General features: G+C 72.4%; 27 protein-coding genes. 14 read left to right on the top strand and 13 right to left on the bottom strand.

All coding sequences use genetic code 11. From position 1 onward, the window contains the following. The first annotated feature begins 93 nt into the window (after positions 1–93). Complete coding sequence (locus ACFYWG_RS09385; RefSeq protein ID WP_376327079.1) at positions 94–663, top strand: hypothetical protein; 570 nt, start codon at positions 94–96, stop codon at positions 661–663. A 26-nt stretch (positions 664–689) separates the two neighbouring features. Here the strand turns inward: ACFYWG_RS09385 and ACFYWG_RS09380 are convergent, their stop codons facing one another. The 3 genes from ACFYWG_RS09380 to ACFYWG_RS09370 all read right to left on the bottom strand — a co-directional run bounded on the left by ACFYWG_RS09380 (position 690) and on the right by ACFYWG_RS09370 (position 3,333). Further along, on the bottom strand, positions 690–1,556 hold the full coding sequence (locus ACFYWG_RS09380) for a GNAT family N-acetyltransferase (protein ID WP_389200295.1): 867 nt from the start codon (positions 1,554–1,556) through the stop codon (positions 690–692). Between the two features lie 222 nt (positions 1,557–1,778). Beyond that, positions 1,779–2,195 carry a CBS domain-containing protein gene (locus ACFYWG_RS09375; RefSeq protein ID WP_383507503.1) on the bottom strand — a complete coding sequence of 139 codons (417 nt, stop codon included), beginning with the start codon at positions 2,193–2,195 and terminating at the stop codon, positions 1,779–1,781. 109 nt (positions 2,196–2,304) lie between these two features. Next, positions 2,305–3,333 (bottom strand): LacI family DNA-binding transcriptional regulator, encoded by a 1,029-nt coding sequence (locus ACFYWG_RS09370; RefSeq protein ID WP_385418796.1) that lies wholly within the window; start codon positions 3,331–3,333, stop codon positions 2,305–2,307. A 300-nt stretch (positions 3,334–3,633) separates the two neighbouring features. Here ACFYWG_RS09370 and ACFYWG_RS09365 point away from each other — a divergent pair, with 300 nt between their 5' ends. From ACFYWG_RS09365 to ACFYWG_RS09345, 5 genes are all read left to right on the top strand, one after another. After that, positions 3,634–5,139 (top strand): alpha-N-arabinofuranosidase, encoded by a 1,506-nt coding sequence (locus ACFYWG_RS09365; RefSeq protein ID WP_383507500.1) that lies wholly within the window; start codon positions 3,634–3,636, stop codon positions 5,137–5,139. Between the two features lie 56 nt (positions 5,140–5,195). Continuing rightward, positions 5,196–6,554 (top strand): ABC transporter substrate-binding protein, encoded by a 1,359-nt coding sequence (locus tag ACFYWG_RS09360; protein ID WP_389200292.1) that lies wholly within the window; start codon positions 5,196–5,198, stop codon positions 6,552–6,554. Between the two features lie 124 nt (positions 6,555–6,678). Further along, positions 6,679–7,533, top strand: a complete 855-nt coding sequence (locus tag ACFYWG_RS09355) for a carbohydrate ABC transporter permease (RefSeq protein ID WP_376327090.1) — start codon at positions 6,679–6,681, stop codon at positions 7,531–7,533. After that, a complete protein-coding gene (locus ACFYWG_RS09350; RefSeq protein WP_389200289.1) occupies positions 7,530–8,444 on the top strand; it encodes a carbohydrate ABC transporter permease in 915 nt (304 codons plus the stop codon). The genes ACFYWG_RS09355 and ACFYWG_RS09350 overlap by 4 nt, the downstream gene beginning before the upstream one ends. Positions 8,445–8,691: 247 nt before the next feature. Continuing rightward, positions 8,692–9,129 carry a hypothetical protein gene (locus ACFYWG_RS09345; protein WP_385418784.1) on the top strand — a complete coding sequence of 146 codons (438 nt, stop codon included), beginning with the start codon at positions 8,692–8,694 and terminating at the stop codon, positions 9,127–9,129. 71 nt (positions 9,130–9,200) lie between these two features. Here ACFYWG_RS09345 and ACFYWG_RS09340 read toward each other — a convergent pair whose 3' ends face one another. Beyond that, complete coding sequence (locus tag ACFYWG_RS09340) at positions 9,201–9,524, bottom strand: hypothetical protein (protein WP_385418781.1); 324 nt, start codon at positions 9,522–9,524, stop codon at positions 9,201–9,203. 118 nt (positions 9,525–9,642) lie between these two features. Here ACFYWG_RS09340 and ACFYWG_RS09335 point away from each other — a divergent pair, with 118 nt between their 5' ends. After that, a complete protein-coding gene (locus ACFYWG_RS09335; protein ID WP_389200286.1) occupies positions 9,643–10,377 on the top strand; it encodes an SOS response-associated peptidase in 735 nt (244 codons plus the stop codon). 121 nt (positions 10,378–10,498) lie between these two features. On the opposite strand, the gene ACFYWG_RS09330 is transcribed toward ACFYWG_RS09335, so the two are convergent. From ACFYWG_RS09330 to ACFYWG_RS09305, 6 genes are all read right to left on the bottom strand, one after another. Next, positions 10,499–12,784 (bottom strand): catalase, encoded by a 2,286-nt coding sequence (locus ACFYWG_RS09330; RefSeq protein WP_389200284.1) that lies wholly within the window; start codon positions 12,782–12,784, stop codon positions 10,499–10,501. 128 nt (positions 12,785–12,912) lie between these two features. After that, positions 12,913–13,299 (bottom strand): SRPBCC family protein, encoded by a 387-nt coding sequence (locus ACFYWG_RS09325; RefSeq protein WP_389200282.1) that lies wholly within the window; start codon positions 13,297–13,299, stop codon positions 12,913–12,915. A gap of 43 nt (positions 13,300–13,342) precedes the next feature. After that, a complete protein-coding gene (locus tag ACFYWG_RS09320; protein WP_376327101.1) occupies positions 13,343–13,606 on the bottom strand; it encodes a hypothetical protein in 264 nt (87 codons plus the stop codon). A 234-nt stretch (positions 13,607–13,840) separates the two neighbouring features. After that, positions 13,841–15,259, bottom strand: a complete 1,419-nt coding sequence (locus ACFYWG_RS09315) for a serine/threonine-protein kinase (protein ID WP_389200279.1) — start codon at positions 15,257–15,259, stop codon at positions 13,841–13,843. 171 nt (positions 15,260–15,430) lie between these two features. Then, entirely contained in the window at positions 15,431–15,847 is a 417-nt protein-coding gene (locus ACFYWG_RS09310) for an STAS domain-containing protein (protein ID WP_389200277.1), read from the bottom strand. An 82-nt stretch (positions 15,848–15,929) separates the two neighbouring features. Further along, positions 15,930–18,353, bottom strand: a complete 2,424-nt coding sequence (locus ACFYWG_RS09305; protein ID WP_389200275.1) for a SpoIIE family protein phosphatase — start codon at positions 18,351–18,353, stop codon at positions 15,930–15,932. A 164-nt stretch (positions 18,354–18,517) separates the two neighbouring features. Here ACFYWG_RS09305 and ACFYWG_RS09300 point away from each other — a divergent pair, with 164 nt between their 5' ends. From ACFYWG_RS09300 to ACFYWG_RS09280, 5 genes are all read left to right on the top strand, one after another. Beyond that, complete coding sequence (locus ACFYWG_RS09300) at positions 18,518–18,877, top strand: STAS domain-containing protein (protein ID WP_385418764.1); 360 nt, start codon at positions 18,518–18,520, stop codon at positions 18,875–18,877. Between the two features lie 87 nt (positions 18,878–18,964). Further along, positions 18,965–19,672: a hypothetical protein gene (locus tag ACFYWG_RS09295; protein WP_389200273.1), complete on the top strand. Its 708-nt coding sequence runs from the start codon at positions 18,965–18,967 to the stop codon at positions 19,670–19,672. Position 19,673: 1 nt separating this feature from the next. Further along, positions 19,674–20,093, top strand: a complete 420-nt coding sequence (locus tag ACFYWG_RS09290) for a phage holin family protein (RefSeq protein WP_376327110.1) — start codon at positions 19,674–19,676, stop codon at positions 20,091–20,093. Further along, entirely contained in the window at positions 20,069–20,737 is a 669-nt protein-coding gene (locus ACFYWG_RS09285; RefSeq protein ID WP_389200270.1) for a DUF3618 domain-containing protein, read from the top strand. The genes ACFYWG_RS09290 and ACFYWG_RS09285 overlap by 25 nt, the downstream gene beginning before the upstream one ends. 115 nt (positions 20,738–20,852) lie before the next feature. Continuing rightward, positions 20,853–21,092 (top strand): hypothetical protein, encoded by a 240-nt coding sequence (locus tag ACFYWG_RS09280; protein ID WP_389200268.1) that lies wholly within the window; start codon positions 20,853–20,855, stop codon positions 21,090–21,092. An 81-nt stretch (positions 21,093–21,173) separates the two neighbouring features. Here ACFYWG_RS09280 and ACFYWG_RS09275 read toward each other — a convergent pair whose 3' ends face one another. After that, complete coding sequence (locus tag ACFYWG_RS09275; RefSeq protein WP_389200266.1) at positions 21,174–22,910, bottom strand: serine/threonine-protein kinase; 1,737 nt, start codon at positions 22,908–22,910, stop codon at positions 21,174–21,176. A 259-nt stretch (positions 22,911–23,169) separates the two neighbouring features. Continuing rightward, positions 23,170–24,357, bottom strand: coding sequence for an MFS transporter (locus ACFYWG_RS09270; RefSeq protein ID WP_389200264.1), 1,188 nt, complete (start codon positions 24,355–24,357; stop codon positions 23,170–23,172). Positions 24,358–24,445: 88 nt separating this feature from the next. Here ACFYWG_RS09270 and ACFYWG_RS09265 point away from each other — a divergent pair, with 88 nt between their 5' ends. Further along, a complete protein-coding gene (locus ACFYWG_RS09265; RefSeq protein WP_389200261.1) occupies positions 24,446–25,207 on the top strand; it encodes a DeoR/GlpR family DNA-binding transcription regulator in 762 nt (253 codons plus the stop codon). A 114-nt stretch (positions 25,208–25,321) separates the two neighbouring features. On the opposite strand, the gene ACFYWG_RS09260 is transcribed toward ACFYWG_RS09265, so the two are convergent. Then, a complete protein-coding gene (locus ACFYWG_RS09260) occupies positions 25,322–25,828 on the bottom strand; it encodes a MarR family winged helix-turn-helix transcriptional regulator (RefSeq protein WP_389200259.1) in 507 nt (168 codons plus the stop codon). A gap of 50 nt (positions 25,829–25,878) precedes the next feature. On the opposite strand from ACFYWG_RS09260, the gene ACFYWG_RS09255 reads away from it, so the two are divergent. Next, positions 25,879–26,295 carry a nuclear transport factor 2 family protein gene (locus tag ACFYWG_RS09255; protein WP_389200257.1) on the top strand — a complete coding sequence of 139 codons (417 nt, stop codon included), beginning with the start codon at positions 25,879–25,881 and terminating at the stop codon, positions 26,293–26,295. Positions 26,296–26,367 lie beyond the last annotated feature (72 nt).

The raw sequence follows: 26,367 nt of genomic DNA, 5'->3' as shown, positions 1-26,367 counted from the left end.
GATGGCGGGATGCCCGGAGCCGGGTGAGGGTGGTCCGGTGGCCCGCGTCCGCCCGGCCACACCCCTGTGACCGCCGGACCGAGGAGCACTGCCATGTCCGAACGCAACACCGTCATCCGCAGTTTGCACGACCTGGGCCTGGCGGCCTGGTTCGGAGGCTCGCTGATGGGGGCGGTCGGCCTCAACGGAGCGGCCCGGGACGAAAGCGGCACCGAGGCGACCCGTGACCGCATCGCCTCCGCGGGATGGGCGAAGTGGACGCCCGTCAACGCCGCGGCGATCGGGGCGCACCTGTTCGGCGGTGGCGGGCTGCTCGCCGCCAACGCGAGTCGCGTCGCCACCCAGCAGGGCGTGACCGCCTCCACCGCGGCCAAGACGGTGGTCACGGCCGCGGCCCTGGCCGCCACCGCGTACGCCCGCGTCCTGGGGAAGAAGGTCGAGCTGGCCTCCTCCACCGACCCCGCCGACGCCGAGAAGGCCGAGAAGCACCCGATCGACGTCGACAAGGCGCGACGGCAGCTGGCCTACGCCCAGTGGGCCGTGCCGGCGCTGACCGGATGCCTGGTGGTCCTCAACGCCCTGCACGGCGAGCAGCAGCGCCCGGTCGAACAGCTCCCCGGCATGTGGGAGCGTGCGCGTTCCGCGGCACACCTCGCCTGGTAGCACGGGCAGGGCCGCCGCCCGGCGGCTCACTCGCCCCCGTGCTCGGCCTGCTTCACCAGTACGGCGCGGGTGTACAGCAGGTGGAAGCCCTGGCGCTGGACGTTCTGCTGGGATGTCGAGCCCGGTCGGGTCGTGACGACCGCGAGGTCGCAGCCCGCTGCGGCGGCCTCGGCGAGCCGGGCCGCCAGCAGGGCGGTCTGCACACCTCGGCGCCTGTGGGACGGTACGGTGGCCGCTCCCGTCAGCTGCGCGATCCCGTCGGTCATACGCAGGCCGGCACCGCCCACCACCACGCCCTCGGACACCGCGCTGTAGCGCCTCATCCCGGCCGCACTCACGAGATCGCGGATCGCCGCGGCGATCACCTCGCGCGGGAACTCCTCGTGCGAGGCGACCCCTTGCGTGTCGGGATGGGCGAAACCGGTCGCGATGGTGTCGAGCCATTCCTCGAATTCGGCGTCACCGCTGGGCCTGATCTCGATTCCGTCGGGCTGGAAGCGCGGGTGCTCGCCGGGCAGAGGGAATCCGAGGACATTCTCGAAGGACGTGAGGCGGTATCCCCGCTCCGTCAGCCTGGCACCGATCTGCGGGTCGGCCAGGTGGGCCAGCTCCACCTGCACCGGGGCGCCCCGTTCGGCGAAAGCACACTCGACCTCGTCGAGCAGGCCGTCGTCCGGTACGCCGCCGAATCCGAGCCCCGCGACCTTGTTGAGGGGCGAGTCGTCCTCGGCGAAAGACGCCACGCCCCCCATGACGGGCGCGAGGAACCCCGGCCCTTCTCCCTGCCGGCGATGGGCGGCCGTACTGCCCTGGGTGATGAGTTCCACCTCGGCCCGCTCGATGCGCGCGGCCAGGTCGACGTCACAGAAGAGGGGCATTCCCGTCGTATCCACCGCGGAAGAATACCGGCGACCCGGTCAGGAGCCCATCGCATTTCCGCGGCTTCGGGTGCGGGGGGGGCACAGGGACATTTCCTGGTCCACTGGCGGTGCCGGCCGCACACGCACCTGCCCCCGCGCACGGCCGGATACTTGCTCCCGCAGACACCTTGCTCGCCCGGGCGGCCCGTCCGCCCTCGCGCACGGCGGGACGCCCGGGAGCCGGCGGGTCGTGCGTCAGTCCGTCGACAGCGCCTGGAGCAGGTCGCCGACCTTCGGTTCCGGCAGTGCACGGGCGACATCCGCCTGGGCCACCACGCCGACCAGACGGTGGCCGTCGATGACGGGCAGGCGGCGCACCTTGTGCTGGGTCATGGTGCTCAGGATCTCCTCGGCGTCGTCGTCGGCGCCGATCGTGACCGCCTCGCCCTGAGCCAGGTCCCCCGCCTTCACCTGGGCGGGGTCCTTCCCGACGCCGAGGACCTTCACCACGACGTCCCGGTCGGTCAGCATGCCCTTGAGCTTGTCGTCCGTGCCGCAGATCGGCAGGGCTCCGACGCCCAGCTCGGTCATCTTCTTCGCGGCGTCGAGCACACTCTCCTCGGCGCCGACGCACTCGGCGCTCTCGGTCATGATCTCGCGGGCCGTCGTCATGAGGCACTCTCCTCGGTCTCGGTGAACGGAGGGCTGCAAGCAGCCCGGGCGCGACGATGAGTGCCCCGTGCGCCCGGGAGCTAACACGCGGTGCCGCCGGTTCCCCGCCTCATCCGTCGTGGCCGCTCGTGCTCTCCCGGACGAGCAGCCTGTGGGCCGCCGTCACCTCCCGGGGCAGGGGGCGGCTGCCCGGGGGGCGGGAGCCGTAGATCTGCTGCTCCAGCATCTCGACCGCGACGCGGGCGAGTTGTTCCTTGTCCGGGGAGACGGTGGTCAGCGTCGGCGTGCTGTAGCGGCCGTCCTCGATGTCGTCGAAGCCCGCGACCGCCACGTCGCCCGGGATGCGCAGGCCACGGGCGAGTGCGGTGCGCTGGGCGCCGAGGGCCAGGAGGTCGTTGAAGCAGAAGACCGCCTGCGGGGGTTCGTCCAGGGCCAACAGCCGCGCCATGACCTCCGCGCCGTCCCTGCGGTGGTAGGAGTCGGTCGGCGGCGCGAGCGTCTCGTCGTAGGGCAGTCCCGCGGAGGCCAGGGCCTCCTTGTAGCCGGCCAGCCGCAGGTGGGCCGTGTTGGCGTTCGGGCTGGTCTGGCGCCCGATCGCGGCGATGCGGGTGTGTCCGAGCGACAGCAGGTGCTCGGTCACCTCCCGCGCCGCGCGCTGGTTGTCGATGGCGACGTGGTGGGTCGGTCCCTCGAAGATCCGCTCGCCGAGCAGGACCAGCGCGGTGGAGTCGCTGCGGTCGGCCAACTCGTCGCGCCCGATGGTGATCGGGCTGAAGATCAGGCCGTCGATGCGCTGTTCACGGATCCCTGCGAGGACCTGCCGTTCGCGCTCCGGCCGCCCGTCCGTCTGCTCGATGATGACGGTCCAGCCGCGTTCGGTCGCCGCGTCGATGACGAAGCGGGTCAGTTCCGCGAAGTACGGTGCGTCGAGCTCGGGCAGGGCGAGGGCGACCACACCGGTGCGTCCCTGGCGCAGATTGCGGGCCGACAGGTTGGGGCGGTAATCCAGTTCCGCCAGGGCGCGTTCGACCTTCTCCCGGGTCGGCGGGGCGACGTAGGTGTAGCCGTTCACCACGTTCGACACGGTCTTCACCGAGACTCCGGCCAGGGCTGCGACGTCCTTGAGACTGGCTGCCACCAGATCACCTCCACTGCGCCTCGCGGGGCGCTCTCACTCACGCGGCGAGCACCACCCTGGCACAGGCGTTGATCGCTCCGGTCGTCGTTCGCCCCGCCCGTGGTTCGAGGCCACGATTCGAGCAACTGTCGTCCGACCACTTTACGACGCTGTTTCAACGATGTAATCGTACTCCCACAAGCAACGCACCGGTGGCGTGCGTGTGTCGTGGTCGTCCCCGTTCCGCCCTGTCCGCGGCGGCGGAACGGACGGCGGCGGCGTCCGGCTTCCCCTTCGTCACACCCCCAGGAGATCTGCCGCATGGTCACAGCCCGACTCACTCTGGACCCGGCCTTCGAGGTCGGCACCGTCGACCGCAGGCTGTTCGGTTCCTTCGTGGAGCACATGGGCCGATGCGTCCACACCGGTGTGTTCGAGCCCGGGCACCCGGCCGCCGACGAGGACGGGTTCCGCACCGACGTCCTGGACCTCGTGCGGGAACTCGGCGTCACGACCGTGCGCTACCCGGGCGGCAACTTCGTCTCCAACTACCGCTGGGAGGACGGGGTCGGGCCGGTGTCCGAGCGGCCCCGGCGGCTGGACCTGGCGTGGCGGAGCCTGGAGAGCAACGCGTTCGGGCTCAACGAGTTCATGGCGTGGGCCGGCAAGGCCGGCGTCGAGCCGATGATGGCCCTCAACCTGGGCACCCGCGGTGTCGCCGAGGCGCTCGACCTGCTGGAGTACACCAACTACCCGCAGGGCACCGCCCTGTCCGACCTGCGCCGCTCCCACGGCGTGGACCGGCCGCACGACGTGCGCATGTGGTGTCTCGGCAACGAGCTCGACGGCCCCTGGCAGATGGGCCACAAGACCGCGCACGAGTACGGGCGCCTGGCTGCGGAGACCGCCCGGGCCATGAAGCGCTTCGACCCCGATCTGCACCTGGTGGCCTGCGGCAGCTCCAACGCCTACATCGACACCTTCGCCGCGTGGGAGGCGACGGTGCTGGAGCACACCTACGAGTTCGTCGACTACATCTCGCTGCACGCCTACTACCAGCCCGAGAACGGTGACGTCGACTCCTTCCTCGCCAGCGGCGAGGAGATGGACCGCATGATCTCCGCGATCACCGCGACCGCCGACCACGTGGGCGCGCGGGTGCGCAGCGACAAGAAGATCAAGCTGTCCTTCGACGAGTGGAACGTCTGGTACCAGCACCGGTTCGGCGGCGAGTCCTCCCTGCCCTGGCGTGAGGCGCCCGAACTGATCGAGGACGTCTACGACGTGACCGACGCCGTCGTCGTGGGCAGTCTGCTGATCACCCTGCTCCGGCACGCCGACCGCGTGGGAGCCGCCTGCCAGGCCCAGCTCGCCAACGTCATCGCGCCCATCATGACCCGGCCCGACGGCCCCGCGTGGCGCCAGACGATCTTCCACCCCTTCGCCCGCACGGCCCGTCACGCCCGCGGCACCGTGCTGCGCGTGGAGCCGGACTCCCCGCTGGTCGACACGGCCAAGTACGGCCCCGTTCCCGCTCTGTGGGCGACCGCCACCCACGACGAGGAGAGCGGCGAGGTCGTGCTGTTCGCGGTGAACCGCAGTGCCCGGGAGGAGCTCGCGCTCTCCGTCGATCTGCGGGCCTTCCCCCGGCACCGCGTCGCGGAGCACATCGTCCTGCACGACGCGGACCGCGAGGCGGCCAACACCGAGGCCGCACCCGACCGGGTCAGGCCGCAGGACGTCAGCGGCACCAAGATCGACGACCACGTCCTCAGCGCGGACCTCCCCGCGGTGAGCTGGAGCATGATCCGCCTCACCGCGGTCTGAGCCCGCAGCGGCACCGCCCCTCCCTCGACACCGCACTCCCACCTCAGGAGCACGACATGACGCACAGCACCGCTTCCCCCGTCTCCCCCGTCCACCGCCGAACGTTCCTCGGCGCGGCCGCCGGTGTCACCGCGGCCGGCGTCCTCACGGCGTGCGGCGGCGGGACGAAGGTGGGTGCCGGTCAGAACAACACCGACGACGCCCCCGCGTTCAGCGGCGACGAGTACAAGGGCCCCAAGGTCACCCTGGAGTACTGGAACGGCTTCACCGGCGGCGACGGCCCGCACATGCAGGCCATGCTCGCCTCGTTCAACAAGAAGTACGAAGGCCGCATCACCGTCAAGAACACCACCCGGCGCTGGGAGGACCTCTACCCGGCGATGCCCACGGCCATCAGCGCGGGCAAGGGCCCGGACATCGCCGTGATCCACAACGACCAGATCGCCACGTTCGCCGTGCGCGGCACGCTCATGCCGCTGGACGACGTCGTCTCCGCCCTGAAGCTCAGCGAGTCCGACTTCATCCCCGCGGTGTGGCAGGCCGGCATCTACGACGGCAAGCGCTACAGCGTCCCCCTGGACGTGCACTGCCTGGCCGACTACTGGAACGCGCGGCACCTGACCCGCGCCGGACTGGACAAGGCGCCCGACGACCGGGCCGGTTACGAGGCGGCGCTCAAGGAACTGAAGTCCGCGGGCATCGCGCAGCCCTTCTGGATGCCCAACAAGTGGCCGGCGCACCTGATGTTCATGAGCCTGCTGTGGCAGTTCGGCGGCGAGTTGTACAACGAGGAGGGCACCGAGGCCCTGTGGGGTTCGGACGCGGGCGAGGAGGCCCTGGCCTGGATGACCGAGCAGATCCGCAAGGGCTACAGCCCCGCTCAGGTGGCCCAGGACTCCCAGTACAACGCCTTCAAGAACGACAAGGTCAGCTTCACCTGGGACGGCATCTGGCAGATCAACGACCTCAAGTCGACCGCAGGGAAGGTCAAGTGGAACATGTCGTCCGTGCCCACCATCGGGTCCACGCCCGCGGTGTGGACGGCCAGCCACAACTTCGTCCTGACGTCCCAGGCCGGCCGGGACAAGAACAAGGTGCAGGCCGCGAAGTTCTTCATCGACTACATGAGTGAGCGCTCCACGGAGTGGGCCCAGGCCGGCATGATCCCGGCCCGCAACAGCGTTCGCGCCACTGCCGAGGTGTCCCGGCTGCCGCAGACCCCGCTGGCCCGGAACGTCGACGTCTTCCGCTTCCTGCCGGCCCTGCCCGGTCTGGGCGACGTGCAGAGCAAGGCGCTCGAACTTGCCGTCCAGAAGGCCGTCCTGGGCCAGCAGTCGCCAGGCGACGCCCTGGCCGACGGGGTGAGGACCGCCAACAAGATCCTGGCCGACAACAAGCAGAAGTACGCGAAGTGAGGCGATCCCGGTGCGACGGCTGACGACCCCGTCCGCCACGAAGGACCCGCGAGCGCGGGACGCGGACCCCACCGCGGTCCGGGCTGCCTCACGCTCCTACCAGTGGTGGACACCCTACGTGTTCATGGCACCGTACCTGGTGCTCTTCCTCACCTTCGTGGTGATCCCCATCGGCTACGGACTGTGGATCAGCCTGCACCAGTGGGACATCAACCTGCCGGCCAAGCCCTTCGTGGGGCTGGACAACTACCGGGAGCTGTTCGACCCCGGCAGCGTGGACGCCCCCCGCTTCTGGCAGGCCATGCGCGCCACGGGCATCTTCACCCTGCTCTCGGCGCCCCTGCTGCTGGTCGTGCCGCTGTTCACCGCCCTGCTGATGAACGGCAGGTTCCGCGGCCGCAACCTCTACCGGGCCGTCTACTTCGCCCCGTACGTCCTGGGCGTGGCCGTCGTGGGTCTGCTGTGGCGGTTCCTGCTCGACGGCAACATCGGCCTGGTCAACCACTACCTGGGTCTCGTCGGTCTGCCCGACGACATCCAGTGGACGACCGACACCCCGGCGGCCTGGTGGGCCCTGGTCCTGGTCACCGTGTGGTGGACGCTCGGCTTCAACTCCGTCATCTACCTCGCCGGACTGCAGGACATCCCGGCCGAACTGTACGAGTCGGCCAAGGTCGACGGGGCCGGCGCCTGGCAGCGCTTCCGGCACGTCACGCTCCCGGGGCTGCGGCCGGTCGCGCTGTTCGTGGTGAACTCCACGCTGCTGGCCTCGGCCAACATGTTCGGCCAGTCGTACATCATCACCGGCGGGGCTCCCGCCGACGAGACCAAGACCGCCATCTTCCTCATCGCGGAGACGGGTCTGCGGCGCTTCGAGATGGGGTCGGCGTCCGCGATGAGCTTCATCCTGGCGCTCGCCCTGATGGCGGCCAGCGCGGTGGTCTTCCGTGTCTTCCGCGAGCGTCAGGAGGGGCGATGACCCACACGGAGACCCAGCAGTGGCGGGCGGCCGAGCCCCCCGTCGCCGACCGGAGGAGTCAGGCCGGCGGGCCGCCTCCCGCGGCCGCGCGGCGCCTGCGCCGGTCCCTGCTCCACCTGGTCCTGGCCGTGGTGGCGGCCCTGTACCTGAGCCCGCTCGCGTACATGGTGGTCACCTCCTTCAAGACCGGGGAGGCCGCCGGGTCCACGGATCCCCAGTGGATCCCCTCCCCCGCCACGCTTCAGGCCTACCGGGAGATCCTCACCGCCACGGACAGCCCGGTCCTGCGGTGGCTCGCCAACAGCGTCCTCGCCGCCGCCGCGCACGCCGCGCTGGTCCTGGTCACCGCGACCCCGGCCGCCTACGCCCTGGCGCGGATGCGGTTCAGGGGCAGGACGGTGTTCTTCACCTCGATCGTCGCGACGCTGTTCGTGCCGCCCATGGTGCTGCTCATCCCGAACTTCCTGATCGTCAACGAGCTGGCCTGGGTGGACAGTCTGCCCGCGGTGATCGTCCCGGGCGCGGCCGGCGCGTTCGGGGTGTTCTTCCTCCGCCAGTTCTTCCTCACCGTGCCGGCCGAACTGGAGGAGGCCGCCGAACTCGACGGCTGCAACCGGTGGCAGATCTTCGTGAAGGTCGTCCTGCCGCTGTCCAAACCGGCGTTGACCACACTCGGCATGCTGTCGTTCCTCGCCAACTGGAACGACTTCCTGTGGCCGCTGTACGTGCTGCTGAGCCCCGAGTCGCTCACCCTGCCCGCTGGTCTGGCCAACTTCCAGAACGCCAACAGCATCCACTACGACCTGCTGATGGCCGGAGCGGTGATCGCCAGCGTGCCCGTCCTGCTGCTGTACGTCGTGGCGCAGCGGTGGGTCATCGAGGGTGTCTCCCGGTCGGGTCTGAAGGGCTGAGGCCTCACGGCCGAGGGTCGACGGCCGACCGCACGGCGTACGTCGAGCAGGGGGCAGGTTGCCGACCCGGCGGTCTGCCCCCTGCTCCAACCACCCGGCCACGCTGGCGGGTTGTCGCCGTTGACCACCCCCTCACCTCGTGCGATCTTCGGACCGCCCCCGCGGTCGCGGGTGGTCACTCGACAGAAGGGCGGACGTGGTGACGACGAGCAGGAGCAGCATCAGGCACAGACATACCGCGGCCCTGGTGGCGTTACTGGCCTCGGGTCTCGTGACGGCCGTGGCCGGACCGGCCACGGCAGCGCCGGCCGCCGGACCGGTACGCGCGCCGGTCACCGCCGCACCCGGCGTCCTCGGCGACCCGACCCCCGAGGAGCAGGAGAAGCTGCGGGCGGTGGCCGGTGCAATATGGAGCCCGGAGCTCGCGGCCGGCTGGAACATGAACGCGGAGGTGGCGGACATCCTGTCCACCGCGACCGGCGAGATCCTCCGGTGCAGCGAGGCGTTCGCCCTCGTCCCGCGCCCGCCCGGCTTCGTGCCCGGGCTCGGATACCTGGTCGGCTACTGGCAGAACCTGCGCGACTACTTCCGCGCGGTCCACGCGAACCGGACGTACCGGGCCTGCGTGGTCACCGCCGCCGCCTCCTACCGCTCACCCGTCGAGATCGCCTCCATGGGCATCTGAGTCCCGGGACGTCGAGTTCCCCTGGCAGGACCGCGCGCGAGCAGCCCACGCGGCCGTACCGCCGGTGCCGCTCAGCTCCGCGCCTCCTCGTCGAGGTGCGCCAAGCCCTGCTCCCAGCGTTGCCGGCGCTCGTCCGCGGTCTGGTCCCACCAGGGGGCGCCCCGTTCCCCCAGGGCGATCTTCGCCCGGTTCACGCGTGCGCGCGCCGCCGCCTCGGCGTTCGCGTCCGCCGCACTCGTGGCCGCGCGCACCGCGCGACGGGCCGACATGAGGTGACGGCGAAGACGGGCGGCGGTCTCCTCGGGGATCGCCGGATCGGTGGCCCGCCACTTCCTCCCCTTGACGACGACGAAGTGCCCGTCCGGGGTGTGCTCCGGTGAGCGGTGTGGTTCCACGCGGACGATTCTGCCCGCCCGGCGCGCGGACGGGCGGTCGCCGCCCCGCCGCGTTTCGGGCGCGGCCTCCGCGGCGGTATCCGCACCCGGCGCGGCGCGGTCGTGGCAGAGTGGCGGTATGTGTGGCCGCTATACCTCCACCCGTGCACCCGAGGACCTCACCAAGCTCTTCGACGTCACCGACTGGCGCCCCGAGGAAACCCTCGCCCCGAGCTGGAACGTCGCGCCGACCGACCAGGTCTACGCGGTCCTCGAACGTGCCCCGCGGGACGGGGGGAACGAGGTCCGGCGGGAGTTGCGGGCGCTGAAGTGGGGCCTGGTGCCGTCGTGGGCGAAGGACCCGAAGGCGGGTGCCCGGATGATCAACGCCCGGGTCGAGACGGTGCACGAGAAGCCCGCCTACCGGCGCGCCTTCGCCAAGCGGCGCTGCCTGCTGCCCGCCGACGGCTTCTACGAGTGGCAGCAGGTGCAGGACGAGGCCACGGGCAGGACCCGCAAGCAGCCGTACTTCATCCACCCCGCCGACGGGCAGGTCATGGCCATGGCGGGCCTGTACGAGTACTGGCGCGATCCCGGGGTCGGGGACGACGACGATCCGGACGCCTGGCTCATGACCTGCACCATCATCACCACGGAGGCCACCGACGAGGCCGGCCGGGTGCACCCGCGCATGCCTCTCGCCCTCCACCCGGAGCACTACGCGGATTGGCTGGACCCCGGCCACCAGGACACCACGGACCTCCGCGCCCTGCTCACCCGGCCCGCGGACGGGAACCTGCAGGCGCGCCCCGTCTCCACGGCGGTCAACAACGTCCGCAACAACGGCGCGCACCTGGTGGACGCGGTGAGCTGATCACGCAACCGGCCGCGCCGCGGGCCGACGACGATCGAGGCCGGGTCGCCATCGGATCTCGTCGGCGTCGCAGCGCCTGCGGAGGGCCTCGTCGAGCCGGCGTCGACGGCGCCCCAGGGCGTCAGGGCGTCAGGGGCGTCGAGGCGAAGCGCTCCCACACGCGGTGCGCGGCCAGCAGCTCCTGGATCTGCTCCAGCACCGAGGTGCCGTCCCGGCCCACCACCACGCCCGGCCCGCCGGTCGCAATGCCGACCGCGTCCAGCGCCGCGTCGCCGCCCGCCCAGGCACCGATGGCCTTGCCGTGGCGGAACGCCTCGGTCAGGAGCAGTCCCACCCGCGGGTCCACGGCCCCGGGCACACCGGCCGGCAGGGCCTTGGCGTCGCGGGAGCCGTAGGCGTCGCCCCCCGGCGCGGGCGCACCGGCCACGAGAAGCGCGTCGAACTCGATCGACCGGGCCGTCGCGAACGTCCGCTGCACCGTCACCGCGTCGTCGCCCGCCCCCAGCTTGCCGCCGGTGGGACCGATGACCAGGGGCACCATCCCCGCGTCGAGCACTGCCTCGCGTACCGCCCGCACACCGTCCAGGTCCCCGTCCGGGGTCGTGATCACGCCGATGAGGCGTCCGTCCGTGGGCCAGGTCTGCCCGACCTGCGACAGGGCGGGGCTGGGCTCGACGTCGACCAGCGGCACGGTCGGTTCCGGCGCGGGCAGGCCGAGGCCCTCGGCGACCCGGGCGCAAAGTTCCGCGTCGATGTTGGCGAGCACCTGAAGGGCCCGCGTCTTGACGGCCTCCTCGTAGCACTTGCCCAGCTCGAAGGTGTAGGCGCCGATGATGTGCTCGCGCTCGATCTCGCTCATGCTCAGCCAGAAGCGGCGCGGCTGACTGAAGTGGTCGGAGAACGACTCCGGAGCCTCCCTCACCTTCGTCGCCTCGGGCACACGCACCGGCGTCTCGATGTACGCCCCCGTCTCGGCACCCGCCAGGAACGGGCAGCCGCCGTCGAGCGAGTTGGGCCGGTAGGGGGCCACGCCCCGGTGCACGGCATCCTGGTGGTAGCCGTCCCGCAGCATGTCGTTGACCGGCGAGTGCGGCCGGTTGATGGGGATCTGCGGAAAGTTCGGGCCGGCCAGCCGGGTGATCTGGGTGTCCAGGTAGGAGAACAGGCGTCCGGCGAGCAGCGGGTCGTCCGTGACGTCGATGCCGGGCACGAGGTGACCGACGTGGAAGGCCACCTGCTCGGTCTCGGCGAAGTAGTTCGACGGGTTGCGGTTCAGGGTCAGCAGCCCGATCGGCTGGACGGGGGCGAGTTCCTCGGGCACGAGATTGGTCGCGTCGAGGAGGTCGATCCCCTCGAAGGTCTGGTCGGGAGTGTCGGGGAAGGTCTGGATGCCCAGTTCCCACTGCGGGTGGGCACCGGCCTCGATGGCGTCGGCGAGGTCGCGGCGGTGGAAGTCGGGGTCGACGCCGCCCGCGATCTGGGCCTCCTCCCACACCAGGGAGTGCACGCCGAGCTTCGGCTTCCAGTGGAACTTCACCAGCGTGGTGGAACCGTCGGCCGCCACGAGACGGAAGGTGTGGACCCCGAAACCCTCCATCGTGCGGTACGAGCGCGGGATGCCCCGGTCGGACATGTTCCACAGCGTGTGGTGCGTGGCCTCGGTGTGCAGCGTGACGAAGTCCCAGAAGGTGTCGTGTGCGCTCTGGGCCTGCGGGATCTCGCGGTCGGGGTGCGGTTTGCCCGCGTGGATGATGTCCGGGAACTTGATGGCGTCCTGCACGAAGAAGACCGGGATGTTGTTCCCGACCAGGTCGAAGACGCCTTCCTCGGTGTAGAACTTGGTCGCGAAGCCGCGGGTGTCCCGCACCGTGTCGGCGGAGCCCCGGGAACCGAGGACGGTCGAGAAGCGCACGAACACCGGCGTCTCCGCGCCCGGGGCGAGGAAGGCCGCCTTCGTCACGGCGGACGCGGTTCCGTAGCTCTTGAACACGCCGTGTGCCGCCGCGCCTCGGGCGTGCACGACCCGCTCCGGAATGCGCTCGTGGTCGAAGTGCATGACCTTCTCGCGCAGGTGGTGGTCCTGCAGCAGCACGGGACCGCGCGGGCCCGCCTTGAGCGAGTGGTCGGTGTCGTGGAGCCGTGTGCCCTGTGCGTCCGTCAAGTAGGCGCCCGACTGCGCCATACGGGCCTGGGCGGCGCCGGTCGCCTGCCCGGTGGGCGACATCGTGTCGGGTCCGCTCTGGTCGGGCTTGGGCGGCAGCGGCTCACGCGGCTCCGTCGGCTCGGCGACGGAGGGGGACTGCGGGGCCGGCTTGCCGGGGATGCCCTCCTCCGGTCCCGCTCCGGTGCCCTGGATGGCTTCGGTGACCTTGTCCGCCGCCCGCTTGATGGGGTTGGGCTGGCTCATCGGTATCGTTCCTCTGCTTCGTGACGACCCCGGCCGGTACGGCCACGGCGGGGTGGGACCTGTGATCCGGCGCCGGGTACCCCGCTGCACGGGACGAATCCCTGGTCAGCTCGGCTCTTGAGGCACGGTCAGGGCCGCACCAGCCGGTGCAGGGCGAGTCGGGCCAGGGGGGCGTAGGCCAGCAGGGCGAGTCGGGGGCCTTGGGTCGTGAGGGTCGTGGTGCTGCCGTCGGCTTGGGCGCGGACCTCGTGGCCCAGCCGGAGCGCGACCGGCCCGAGCCGGACCCGCCAGGACCACTGCCGGCCCTGGTGGTCGACGGCTTCCACGGTGAACGCGGCGCGGACGCCCGCCACCGATTCGACCGTGCCGCTCATCCCGGAGGTGAGCCGCCGCCGGGGGCAGTGCACCGCCTTGATCTGGGGGGACCAGGCAGCCCACTCGTCGAGACTCGCGTACCGCTCCCAGACCAGCTCCGGGGAGGCCCGTCCGGTGGCGTGCAGCGTCAGACGGGCCATGGCCGCGCCTCGGGCCGACGCGGCGGCCGGTCCTGTGCACCGGTCACCGGGTCTGCCCCCGCAGGTACTCCGTGAGGGCGGTGCCCGGCCGGAACGTCGCCGCGCCGTCGTCCGCCCGGAAGCTGCCGAAGCTTCCCAGCGTGACGGTCTCCTGCCCCTTGAGCGCCTCGGCGATGACACCCGCCCGTTCGACCGTGCCGAAGAGCAGATCGAGAATCCGGCTGATGTCGTCCGTGCCGAGCTGCCCGCCGTCCGGGGCGTCGGCGGCACGTCGAGCGGTCATCTGGCTGAGCTGCGACTTGTCCACGATCACGTTCCCGTCGGCTGAAGGGGGGCGGTGCCTCGACGCTTCCACGATCGCGGCAGGCCGCACCGGGCGCATCTTCGGACTGCCGCGAGCGGGAACGCCCCATTGGGCCCGGCGCGCGCGCGACACACGTGCGTCCGCGCCATGGGCCGCCGCCGCCGGGTCGGGGCCCGATCGGCTCCGACGCCTCCGCCCGAGCCGGCCGCCGCCCCGCGCCTTCGTGGCCCCGTGGCCTCACCGGGCGTGTGCCGGCTTCTTGCCCTTCGAGCGCGCTCGCGCATGGGCGGGTGGTTGGCCCTGAGCCGCGGGCTCCCCCTTCGCGACCTCCTCCTCGAGGGGCTTCTCCGACGGAGGCCGCTCGGCCGTGACCGACGCCGGGGCGGGCCGGCCGGCCGGCTCCGAGCCGGAGGTGGGCGCGTCGGCGGCGCGCTCGGCGCCGGAGTCCCGCACCGGGCGGGCGGAGACCGAAGGGCTGCCCGAAGACGGCGTCGCCGGCGCGGACGACGAGCCCTTGTCGCGCAGGACGGCGGTGTCGTCGGTCCGCGACGAGCTGTCCCGGCCGGGGGCCGACGGGGCCGCCTCCCCGGAGGCGTCATGGGGCGAGAAGCCGTCGGTGACCACCAGACCGGCCGCGACCACGGCAGCAAGCGCGGCCGCGACACCGCCCGTTCGCAGACGGCCGGGCCTGGCGGCGGGCCGGGCCTCGGCATCGGCGGCACCGGGTGCGGCGGTGGAGGCACCGGACGCCCGCGCCACGAGCGGCAGGCTCCGATGGGTGCTGTCCGCCTTTTCCGTCACCACGGCAGGGACGACACTGAGAGCGCGCTGCGGAGTGGATGCGGCCGGGCCTGCCGTGTCCGCCCCGGCGAGACGGGTCAGCGCCCGGGAGCAGTCGCCCGCGGTGGGCCGGTCGCCCTCCTCCAGGCTCGTCATGCGTTCGAGGAGGGTCGCGAAGGCGTCCGGCAGGAAGCCCGGTATCACGGGTGGGCGGTGCAGGCGTGCTATGGCGGCCTCCAGGGGGCCGCCGTCGTACTCGAGCCGTCCGGTGAGGCATTCGAGGAGGACCAGGCCGAGGGCGTAGACGTCGGCGGGCTGTCCGACGCGCCGGCCCAGCACCTGCTCGGGCGAGAGGTAGGCCGCGGTCCCGGTCAGGGTGCCGGTGGCGGTGCGGGTGGTCGCGTCCAGCAGCCGGGAGATGCCGAAGTCCGTCAGGTGGGGCCGGCCCGCGGAGTCCAGGAGGATGTTGGACGGCTTGACGTCCCGGTGGACGATGTCGGCCTCGTGGGCGTGGGCCAGGGCATCGGCCAGTGCCGCACCGAGTCCGGCCGCCGCCTGCCACGCCAACGGCCCCTCGGCGATGCGCGACTTCAGGGTCGGCCCGTCGATCAGCTGCATGACGAGGAAGGCCTCGCCGTCGTGGCGCCCGGCGTCGAAGGCGGTCACGAGCCCCGGATGCTGCAACCGGGCCAGGATGACGGCCTCGCTGCGCAGGGCCTCCTCGGTGTCGAAACCCGTGCCGGCGCGGAACACCTTCACGGCGACCGGCCTGCGCAGTCGCAGGTCGAACCCCCGGTGGACGTCCGCCGCACCGCCCGAACCGATCAGCGCGTCCAGCCGGTACCGGCCCGCCAGAATCCGCGCGCATCCCCGCAATACCCGTGCACCCCGCACCTCGCGCAACCCCACCTCGATCTCCCCACCGCGCCCACGCGCACCGCTCGGACACCCGCCGGCGGCGGGCCACCCGACGCAGGTACCCCGCCGGCGCCAGCTTGCACACGGCGCCTCGGGGACCCGCCCTGCACGTCGAACCCGCAGGTCGTCTCAGGCCGGCAGGGCCTCGTCGACGCTGCCGTACAGCGGCAGCACCGTCGTCAGACGCGTGAGTTCGAGGATGCGCAGGACCTCCGGCTGCAGCCCGGTCAGGCCGAAGCGGCGACCCGCTTCGGTGCGGCTGCGGTGCAGGGCGACGAACGCGCCGAGGGCGCTGGAGTCGCAGAAGTCGACCTGGCTCAGGTCGAGGACCAGGAGGGGAACCTCCTGCATCTCCTTGGTTCCCAGGTGCCCGAGCAGCTGGGGGGTGGTGTGGTAGTCGATGGGGCCGGTCACGGCGACGACCGCGTGCCGCGGGCCGCGATGGGAGGCGAGGGTCAGGGAGGGCCCGGTGGGGAGCAGACTGCCTGAGTCGGCCGGTGCCGGGCTGGTGGGCTGGTGCGCCTCGGGTTCCTGGGGCGGGGTCATCGGGGGCGGCTCTCGGGTGGAGGGGGCGGGCAGGGCGGTGGGCGGTGCGTGCAGCGGCGGGCGGACCGGGCCGGGGCGGAGGTCATGCGGTGGCGACCTCGGCCCAGACGACCTTGCCGCCGTCGACCGAGCGGGTGCCCCAGCGTGTCGCGAGGGCGTCCACCAGGAATATGCCCCGGTGCCCGAACTCTCCCGGACCGGAGACGATCAGACGCGGCTCCTCGGTGCTGCTGTCGGTGACTTCGAGGACGACGCGTTCGCCGCTGCGGCGGAGTTCGACGCGCATGGAGGTCCTGGCGTGGCGTACGGCGTTGGCCACCAGTTCGTCCGCGATGAGCATGAGGTCGTCGGCGAGGTGGGGCAGCCCCCAGGCGCGCATGGTCTGCGATGCGAGATCCCGGGCCTCGGGGACCGCGCCGGAGACGGGCGGGTAGTCCCGCACGACGGACACCACCTGGTGGGCGGGGTCCTCCGGCCGGTAGAGGTACAGCAGGGCGATGTCGTCGTCGTGCTGCCCGTCGGCCAGGGCCTCCAGCCAGGAGTCGCAGTCGGCCTCGATCTCGCCCACCGGGCCGGCCAGGAGTTCGCCGAGTTGCCGCAGGCCCTCGTCGATGGACCGCCCTCGGCGTTCGACCAGGCCGTCGGTGTACAGCAGCAGCCGGGCACCGGAGTCCAGGCGGGCCTCCGTCTGGGCGTACTGCCGCCGTCCCACGCCCAGGGGCGGGCCCACCTGTTCGTCGAGGAACCGGACGCCTCCGTGCGGATCGCGCAGGGCGGGCGGCAGGTGACCGGCCACGGCCGCGCGCAGGTGGGTGCGGTCCCGGTCCAGCAAGGCGTAGACGCAGGTGACGATGGAGCCGGGCGCGATGTCGTCGACGAGGTCGCTCAGTTGCTCCAGGGCCTCGCCGGGGCTGAGGGCGAGGTGGGCGTAGGCGCGGCAGGCCGTGCGGATCTGGCCCATCACGGCGGCCGCCTTGACGCCCTTGCCCATGACGTCGCCGACCACCAGGGCCACTTCGCCGTCGCGCAGCGGTATGAGGTCCACCCAGTCTCCGCCGGCGCCGCGGCTGCGGGCCGCGGGGAGGTAGCGGGACGTGGTGGCGACACCCTCCACCCGGGGCAGGCGCGGCAGCAGGTGCTGTTGCAGTTCCATCGCCGCTTCCCGCTCCTGCCGGTAGCTCTGCGCGTTCTGCAGGGCCACCGCGGTCTGCGAGGCGACGCCCGTGACCAGGCGCTCGTGGCGCGGGGTGAACATGCCGGGCTCGGCGTGCCCGAAGAAGAAACCGCCGAGCACCGTGCCGCGGGAGACGACGGGGACGGCGAGGTAGCTGCGCACCGGCAGATGTCCTTCCGGCATGCCGTGGTGCGGTGCGTTGTGCCCGTAGCGGGGGTCCGCGGTGATGTCGTCCGACCGCACGACCCCGAGGCCGCGGAACGTCGGCTCGAACACCTGAGTGTTGCGCGGCATGGGGAACTTCTCGAACGCCGACCGGTCCACCCCCGAGATGACGTAGAGCAGGTACGACTCGCCGGTCTCGCCGAGGACGTTGTAGAAGAAGGCTCCGAACGCCGCCCCGGCCAGGCGGGTCGCGGTGTCGACCGCACGCTGGACCAGTGCGTCGAGGTCCAGTTCCGCGGCGAGCGTGCTGCCGATCTCCTGCAGCAGTTCCACGATGGCCGCTTCCTCGCGCAGTTCGCTCTCGCGCTGCTGGAGGTCCTGCTGCGAGCGGCGCAACCGGGCCTCGGTGGTGCGCAGTTCGGTGACGGCGTCCTGCAGGCGGGCGGCCCGCTCCGCCACTGCGCCGTCCAGGCTGTCCGCCAGGGTGTCCGCGGCCTCCGCCCGCAGCGCGGGCGGGGCGCCACCGGCCGACAGCAGGGCCAGGCGCGCGCCGGCTGCCAGGGGGCGGAACAGTTCCACGGTCGTGCCGGGCAGTTCGCCGGGGCAGGTGAGCGTCACCACGAACCACTCCCCCGCCGTCAGGGGACCGCCGAAGACCAGGGCCCAAGGGGAACCGGGTCGCCTGCCGTGCTGCGGCGAGTCGCCGTCCGCGCGGTCCAGCTGCAGAACGGCGGCGCCCGCTTCGTGCACGGGTGTGTCGTCAGCGGTGCCGGTCCGGCCGTCGGCCCGTTCGAGGAACCGGCGCGCCGGGGACGCGCCCGCCGCGGCTCGCGACGACGGGGAGGAGACGGCGGCACCCCTCGCGTCCGGCGGATCGGCCGGCGGCTCGGCGGCGTCCGGGCGGAACTCCCGCAGCGGGCCGAGCACTCCGCGGGGAGCGAGACACACGCTGACATCCGGGCGCCCCGTGCCTGGGCCCGTACGCAGACGGCCGTGGAGGAAGTCGGCCAGCGCCTGCGCCCCCGCGTCGAGCGTCGGCGCCGGCCGGACGGCCTCCCGTAGACGCGCACCGCACTCGGCCATGTCGGCGAGGTCGAAGGCGGAGAGGTCGTACGAAGCCGGGTCGCCGACCGGGTGTCGTCCGTGGGCCGAATGCCGTGCAGCCATGGTCAGACGATAAAGCACGTCGGTGAGCTTCCGGTGAGCTTCACGGGGCGCCGGTGACGTGATCCCGGCATGCCTGGGCGGCACACCTGCGGTGCTGCCGGTGTCATGGCGATCACACCGGGGGGCACTGGATCTTCGTTTCGCTCCGGTGTGAGGATGAGCCGATGTCTGCGCCCTTCGAGTCGACGAAAGTACACGTCACCCACCTTGATCAGGTGGTGTGCGTCGCTGTGCGCGGCGAGCTGGACTTCGAGGACGCGGAGGACGTCGAGGCCGCTTGGACGGCCGCCGACCGCAGCGGGCTGCCCACCACGGCCGTGGACCTCTCCCGGGTGGCCTTCGCCGACAGCATGCTGTTGAACGCACTCCTGGACGCCCGGCGCCGCCACGAGGCAACGGGCCGCACGTTCGTCCTGCTCGGCCCGCTCAACGCCCCGGTCAGCCGACTGCTGGAAGTCACCGGCACTCTCGGACACTTCACGGTCCAGAACAGCACACCGCAAAATTGGACATATTCGCATTAAAGGTGTGTGAATCACCTCAGGGCAGTCACTCGGACGGAGCAGGTTCCCACGAGATCCGTGGAGCCGGGGTGCCGAGGAGGGTGTCCGATGAGTGAGTCCACGCACAACGGCGGCGGGACGCTGCAGCAGGCCGGGCAGGCGGCCAGGAGCGAGGCGTCCGCCACGGTCGATCAGACCAGACAAGCCACCGGGCAGGTGGCGACGACGGCCGCGCAGCAGGCCAAGGAGGTCGCCGGCGAGGTACGGCACCAGGCCGGCTCGGTCGTCCAGGATCTGCGTGGCCGCGCCATGCAGGAGGCCGAGGGACAGGCCCACCGCGCCGCGGACGTCCTGCGGCAGTGGGCGAAGGACGTGGCCGGGCTCGCGGAGAACGCCCCCGGCGACTCGCCCGCCCGCAGCGTCGCCGGCCAGGTCGCCGACCGCGGGCACCGGGCCGCCGACTACATGGACAAGCAGGGCGTCGAGGGCATCCTCGCCGACGTGCAGGGTTTCGCCCGCCGGCGCCCCGGGCTGTTCCTGGGCGGGGCGCTGCTGGCGGGGCTGGCCGCGGGGCGCATGGGCAAGGCGGCGAGCAAGGCCAAGCAGTCCGGCGACAACGGGCAGGGCGAACCGGCCCAGGGGACGCAGCCGCAGTACCAGGCCGACCCCGACATGCCGACGCCCGCGCCGGGTGGTGGTGCATGGACGCCGCCGCAGCCGGTGTCGCCGCCGTCCGGGGCACCGGCAGCACCGCCCATGCCGCCCATGACCCCGGCCCCGGGCCGCACGCCCGCGCCGCCGCATCCGGGGGTGTGAGGTGTCCTCGATCCAGCCGAACCACCCCACCCGTCCCTACGACGGCGAGGCTTCCGTGGGGGACCTGGTCTCGCAGGTGACGTCGGACGTGCAGACCCTGTTCCACCAGGAGGTGGAGCTGGCCAAGACCGAGGTGCGGCAGGAAGCGGCCAAGGCGGGCAAGGCGGCCGGCATGTACGGCGGCGCCGGATTCGCCGGGTACATGGTCGTGCTGTTCGCGTCCCTGGCCGCCGTTCTGGGCCTGTCGAACGTCATGGACGGCGGCTGGGCCGCCCTCATCGTCACCGCCGTGTGGGCCGTGGTGGCAGCCGTGCTGTACGCGCGGGGCCGCGCCGGAATGCGCACCGTCTCCCCCAAGCCCGAGCAGACCATCGAAACGATGAAGGAGAACACCCGATGGGCACGTCACCCGACCAGATGAGGGCGGACATCGGCGCCACCCGCGACCGTCTGTCCACCGATGTCAACCGGCTCGCCGACCGGGTCAGCCCCCGGCAGATGGTGCGGCGGCGCACCGACCGGGCCCGGGGCAGGGTCACCGGCCTGCGGGAGCGGGTCATGGGCTCCGCCCACGACACCGCACAAGGCGCCGTCGGCAGCGCCCGCTCGGCGGCCGGGTCCCTGCAGGAGGGCGCCGGTCAGGCCACCGACACGGCCCGTGACGTGGCCCAGCAGGCCGGTGACGCGGTCCGGCAGGCACCCGAGCAGGCCATGCGGCAGACGGAGGGGCATCCCCTGGCCGCGGGGCTGATCGCCTTCGGTGCCGGTGTGCTGGCCTCCTCCTTCCTGCCGGCGTCGCAGGCCGAGCAGCAGGCCGCTTCCAGCCTGATGGACCAGGGCCAGGAGGCCTTCGAACCGGTGAAGCAGGCCGCACTCGAGTCCGCGCAGAACCTGAAGGAAGGTGCCCGCGAGGCGGCACAGAGCGCGGCGGAGGAAGTGAAGGGCACCGCCGGTGAGGCCGTCCAGGCCACCCAGGAGGAAGCGCGCAGTCAGGCGGGGACCGTGGCCGACCAGGCTCGTGACTCGGCCGGGAGCGTCGCCGATCAGACACGCCGACAGCGCTAGGCATCCGCTCGTCCCGCCGGGGAACCGCGCCGGGCGCCGGTCACGGACCCGCAGGCCGTTTTCGGCGCCGCACCCCGGGGCACCCGCCGACGACCCGACGGCGAAAGGCACCGACATGTCCGGCCACGAAGACCAGTCCGACCACCGCTACGATCGCGCGCGGGACCCCGAGGAGCCCGGCTCGCACTCCGGTGCGGAGAGCCAGGCGCAGGACCGCTCGATACCCGGCACGGCGAGCAACCGCGAGGGGTACCGGACGGACCAGGGCACGACGGCCGGCAAACCCCTGGAGGGAGTCGAGGCCGAGGAGGGAGCCGGGCGCGAGTCCGAGGGAACGGGAACGCAGGAGGGGTAGCCGGCCCCCGGCGGACCCACCCGCACACCGCCACCCGCACATCGCGCGTCCGGCCCTTCTCGGCCGGACGCGCGGCGGCGCTCAGTCCTGGGCCGGGAAGACCTTGGTCACCTTGCCGCTCAGGTCGGCATCCAGGTAGCCGCTGACGTGTTCGTCGGCGAAGTACACGGCAAGCCCCAAGGGCGTGTCGAAGGTGTCGTCGGCGGGCCGGACGAGGAGATAACGCAGCGTCGGCTCCGCCACGTTGAGGTCCTTCTCCGCTCGCTTCAGCAGCGGGGGAAGAACGTCCCAGTCGAAGTCGTCCAGGCTGAACGGCCGGTCGCCCCCGATGATCGCGCCGCTGATGATGCCCTTCTTGACACCTTCAGCCGGGCGGTAGGTGTAGGTGTCGTACTTGGTGCCGCTCCCCTTCAGCATGATCTTCGCGGACACGTATTCCGGATAGACGGAGAAGTCGCACGCGCGGTTCGTGCCGGTGGCGGCCTTGATCTCCTTCACCGCGGTCCGGATGCCGTCCGGGGTGAGGAGGTCCGTCCTGGCGTCCGCCTGTGCGGCGGGCGCCGACCGCGACGCTCCGGGCGCTTCCGGGGTGGGGTCGTTCGTCCGGGTCGAGGAGGCACCGGGCCGATCGGCCGCCTTCCCCTTGCCGTCGTCCTCTCCGTCCGGCAGCAGCGTCCACACCAGCACGCCCGCCAGCACCGTGCCGACGACGGACGAGGCGATGGTGAGACGGCTCCTCGCGCGGCTGCCCGGCCGCAGCGCCGTCGGACGGGTGGGACCCGCCGGGTAGGGCGTCGGCGGGGCGACGGCCCCGGGGACGGCGTCGTACGGGCCCGCCGGCCGGAATCCGGCCGGCGGCGGCCCGAAACCCGTCGGAGGTCCGAACCCGGCGGGCACGGGTGCCGGGTCCGGCGGAGCCGCCGGCCGGTAGGACGTGGCCCGGTCTCCTCCGCCGGGTACGCCGGCGGCAGGCGGGGAGCCGTCGGCCGCCTCCGCGAGCATCCGGTCCGCCGTCGCCGCGTCGGCCCGGGCGGCCGGGTCCTTGACGAGCACGGCGTTCAGGAAACCGGTCAGCACCCCGGCCCGGCGAGGGGGTGGAAGTTCTTCGCTGAGGAGGGCCGCGAGCGTCGCGAGGGTGGTGCCCCGGCGCAGCGGGTGATGCCCTTCGACGGCGACGTACAGCATCATCGCCAGTGACCACAGGTCGGAGCCCGGGCCGCCCTCGCCGCCGGAGATGCGCTCGGGGGCCATGTAGTCGGGCGTGCCGATGATGGAGCCGGTCGCGGTCAGGGCGGTCGACTCCCTGATGGCCGCGATGCCGAAGTCGGTGAGCACGGGGCGCCCGTCGGGCCGCATCAGGACGTTGGCGGGTTTCACGTCCCGGTGCTGGATGCCGGCGTCGTGCGCGGCGCGGAGTGCGGCCAGCACCTCGCGTCCGATCCGAGCGGCCTCGGGGGGCGCCAGCGGGCCCTTGTCCAGCCGGTCTTGGAGTGATCCTCCGGTCACCAGCTCCATGACGAGCCACGGGTAGGTGTGCTCCCCGGCGTCGACGACGTGGTGGATGGTGACGACGTTCGGGTGGTCGACGCGGGCCAGTGCGCGTGCCTCGCGCAGCACCCGGGCCCGCAGCATCGCCGCCGCAGCCGGGTCGTGTTCGGCGAGGCCCGGATCGGACGGCCGTACCTCCTTGAGCGCGACCGCCCGGTCGAGGACGACGTCGCGAGCCCGCCACACCAGGCCCATGCCGCCGCCACCGAGTCGCGCCTGCAGTTCGAACCGCCCGTCGATGATCCGTCTGCCGGATTCCCCCTCGTTCATGGCCGGGAGCCTACGGGATGTGGGTGACACGGCCCTTGCCAGGTGGCACGCACGCGCAGCACTGCTCCCCGGCGGTCCGCGCGCACGGCTCGGTGGCCAACTCCCGGTCCCTCGAGGGGACACCCCGCAGCGGCCCCGTCTGCTCGACCTGGACAACGGCGCACCGTCGGCCGTCCGCATCGGACGGACCCCATCCCTCGCCGGGCGCGCGGTGCGGCGAGCCTGCGCGGCGCGGGGTCAGGCCGCGCCGCGCAGGCGGTCAGGAAGCCGGTTCGGCCGCGCGCGTCCGCTCCGGAACGGGACGCAGGACGCCGGCCGCGACGACGGCGGTCACACAGAAGAGGGAGAGCAGCAGGAAGGTGTGGTTGAGCGCAACGAGGTGGGTCATCCAGCCGATGACGGCGGGGCCTGCCAGCATGCCGATGTACCCCAGCCCGGCGACCCGGGATACGTTCGTGCCCGCGGCCGCGGGGTCGGCGTGCCCGGCGGCGCTGAACAGCTGCGGGACACAGCCCGACAGCCCCAGACCGAACAGCGCCCATCCGGTCAGCGCCGCCCAGACCCAGGGGGACAGGGCCGCGACCGTGATGCCGACCGCGGCCAGAGCCGCGCCCCACCGAAGCACCGCGACCGGACCGAAGCGCCCCGATATCCCGTCCGCCAGCAGCCTGCCGATGGTCATGGTCGTCGCGTACGTGCCGTAGGCGAAGGCGGCGGTGCTCTCGGGCGCGTCCAGCACGGTCTTGAGATGCAGGACGCTCCAGTCGTTGGCGGCGCCCTCACACAGCATGATCAGCAGGGCCAGGACCGCCAGGAGCCGGATGCGGCCGGAAACAGGCGCCTCGGGCCGCTCGGGGCCCTTCACCTCGTCGGCCCCGGGGGCGGTCGCCGTGCCGGGCAGCAGGCCGCGTGCCGAGACCAGGGCGACGACGACTCCCGCTGCCGCGGCGACGCCCAGGGTGGTGGCCGGGGACCAGCCGATGTCGACGGCCGCGGCGCCGGCGAGCGCGGCGAGGACGCCACCGACGGAGAACGTGGCGTGGAAGCCGGACATGACAGGCCGCTCGTACGCCTTCTCGACCTGCACGGCGTGCGCGTTCATGCTGACGTCGAGGGTGCCGTTCCCGAAGCCGAAGAGCAGGAGGGACGCGCCCAGGGCCCAGGGCTCCTGCGCCAGGCCGGGCAGGACGAGGGTGGCGCTGCACAGCACTCCCGCCAGGGGTACGACGGTGCGGGTGCCGAGCCGGTCGGACAGGCGGCCCCCGACCTGCATCCCGGCGAAGGCTCCGGCGCCGAGCAGCACGAGGAAACCGCCCAGGGTGGCGTGGGAGATGCCGACGCGCTCCTCGACCGCCGGGATCTGCACCACCCACATGCCGAGCAACGTGCCGTTGAGGACGAAGTAGACGACTGTCACAGCGCGGGCGACGCGCAGCGTTCTCTCCATGCACCCACCCTAACGAACATGCTCTCTGTTCAAAACCGTGAGGTTCGAACACCTTCTGTGTTCGACGATCGTGGTGTTGAATCGCCGTATGAACACCGTGGAGCGTCATCGGCTGATCACCCAGGCCGTCCGGGAGGCCGGCCGGGCGACCGTGACCGAACTCGCCGAGCTGACGGCCGCCTCGGAGATGACCGTCCGCCGGGACCTGGACCACCTGGCCGCGCAGGGTGTCCTCGAACGGTTCCGCGGTGGTGCGCGCACTCTCCTGCTGCGAGGGGAGGAACCGCCCTTCTCGCTGCGCGCCCACGACGCCGTCGAGGCCAAGCGCCGGATCGCGGCGGAAGTGGCCTCGCTGATCTCCGACGGCGAGACGGTGCTGCTCGACAGCGGCACGACCTGCCTGGAGGTCGCGCGACTGCTGCGGGGACGGCAGGTCACGGTGATGCCGCTGTCGCTCCAGGCGATCCACGCGCTCAGCGACGCGCCGGAGCCGACCTCGCTCCTCGTCCCGGGCGGTCGTCCGCGCGCGGCCGAAGGGGCCCTCATCGGGCCGCTGACCCTGGCCTCCCTGGCGGCGCTGCGCTTCGACACGGCCGTCCTGGGCCTGTGTGGTCTGACCGCGGCCGACGGCGTGACCGCCTACGACCTCGACGAGGCGGTGGTGAAGAAGGCCGCGATCGCCTCGGCCCGCCGCGTCGTCGCCGCCGCCGACGGCAGCAAACTGGGCCGCACCGCTCAGGCCTACGTCGGCCCCCCGACCGCGGTGCACATCCTCGTCACGGACGCCGACGCCCCCTCGGACGAGACCGGCGCGCTGGAGAACAGCGGCATCACGGTCAGGCTCGCCTGAGTCGCCCTCGGGCGCACCCCCGGCGGTGATCCGGCCGGTCCGGCCCGGCCCGGCGGCCGCGCCGCGCTCGCCGGACGGAGAGCGGTTCACCTCCCGCGCGGACCACGACCCTGCTCAGCGCGGCGGCCTGACGTCGCGCCGGTGGACGGCCGCGGTGCCGCCCAGTTCACCGAGGAGGTCGACGAGCACCGCCCGGGTCACGTCGAAGGCCGTCCCGCCCGCCCCGTCGACGGCGGCCCGCTGGGACCGCTCCCGCAGGCGCACCTCCAGCCGCTCGCGCGCGTGCCGTGCCGCGGCGACGGCGTCCCTGCCCTTGGCCGTCAGGGCGACATGGCGGATCCGGGCGTCGCGAGGGCTCGGCAGGCGTTCGACGTAGCCGAGCCGCTCCAGTTCCGCGACGGCCTTGGAGGCTCCCTGCTGCGTCATGTCGAGCTTCGCCGCCAGGTCGCTCACGGTCGGTCGGCCGTCGACGAGGTGCTGGAAGACGTAGCCGTGCGACATCCGCAGGTCGCCGTAGCCCTGCGCCGCGAGATCGGCCTGGACCGCGGTGCCGGCGGCGAGGCCGACGAACAGGGCGAGGCTCCCCAGGTCGAGGGCGGAGGGGTCAACTGGTTCGCGCATGCCCCCACTCTCCCTTTGACAACCATGGTTGTGCAACTAAGGTTGTTCATATGACGCAGACGACCGAACAGCATCCCCACGTCCGTACGGCGCTCCGCTATCACGAGGCGGTGGCCCGGCTGGCCGCGCCGGAGGAGCTCGCGGAGTTCCTGCACCCGGACATGACGCACTCCCAGTTGCCCAACACCCTGTTCCCCACGGGGGCCGACCGCGATCTCGCCGAGACGCTCTCCGCGTCCGCCCGGGCCCGCACGCTGCTGGCCGCACAGAGCTACGACGTCGTCACCGCGGTGGCCCGCGGTGATCAGGTCGCCCTGGAGATCAAGTGGTCCGGCACGCTTGCCGTCGGCTTCGGCGAGCTGCCCGCGGGCCACGTCCTGCGCGCCCACATTGCGGCCTTCCTCGACTTCCGGGACGGCAGGATCGTCGCGCAGCGCACCTACGACTGCTACGAGCCCCTCACCTGACGACGGCCGGCGCGCGGAGGCCCCGCAGGACGCATCGGTCAGCAGGAAACTGCCGTGCGCCGGTTCGCACAC

The sequence above is a fragment of the Streptomyces sp. NPDC003456 genome (assembly GCF_042878735.1).
GTDB lineage: Bacteria > Actinomycetota > Actinomycetes > Streptomycetales > Streptomycetaceae > Streptomyces.
This window is presented reverse-complemented; position numbering and strand designations above follow the sequence as displayed.